General features: G+C 46.5%; 1 protein-coding gene. It reads left to right on the forward strand.

From position 1 onward, the window contains the following. Nucleotides 1-79: 79 nt before the first annotated feature. Nucleotides 80-924, forward strand: an 845-nt coding sequence (locus R7Q48_RS25465) for a DASH family cryptochrome (protein WP_318132931.1), incomplete at its 3' end; no start/stop codon positions are given.

A 924-nucleotide genomic window follows, 5' to 3' on the forward strand; every position in this document is an offset into this window, starting at 1 on the left:
TAGTAAGAACGGATGATCCGCTTGCGATGCCGAGCGTAAAACAAATCAGTACATTTAGCTCCTCGCCTAAGGACGTTTTTTGAAAAAGAAAATAGGGCTTTACTGGTTTACGTTTGACCTAAGACTTCACGATAACTCGCTATTGGTTAATGCCTCATCTTTTCTGGATGAATTGGTTTGCTTGTATTGTCGCCCTTCAGTAACTCCTTTTCTCCATCATTTTGCTCAGGAGGCAACGCTCGGACGAGCAAGGCAGAAATTTATCGATGCATCTTTGTGCGATCTGAATGACGCCCTTAGTCAGTTAGGTCAGCGACTTTGGGCGCTAGATATACCCCCGTATCAAGCCCTCAAATATGCCATTCAATATTTGAGTGTCACTCATCTTTATTCAGACGCAATGGCTGGCTCGGATGAACAGAGCATATTGCACAAGCTGCAAGATGAATACCCACACCTTGTCATTGTTCAGCACGCTGTACGCAGTTTGTTCGACGAAAGCAAGCTGCCGTTTACGTTGCCTGATCTGCCCGAGACTTTTACTCAGTTTAGAAAGTGCGTTGAAGGGATAGACATCGCCCACCCAGTAGATGCGCCGAGCCGCCTACCACCAATGCCAAAAGGCGCTCAACTGCCAACTTTATCCTCTTTTTACTTTGATGAGTCTGCGCTGTTTTCTGGCGGAGAACGGAGTGGTCTTGCGCATTGTCGGCGTTACTTTTCTTCTGGCTTGGCAAGCTCATATAAAGAGACGCGCAACGGACTCGACGGGATGGCGTATTCCACCAAATTTTCACCTTGGCTTGCGCTTGGTTGTGTGTCGCCAAGAATGATTCATGCCATGCTCAAACAGTATGAACAAACCCAAGGGGCGAATGATTCGACTTACTGGATTTACTTTGAATTGTTGTGGCGCGAATATTT

The sequence above is a fragment of the Vibrio sp. 378 genome (assembly GCF_033339435.1).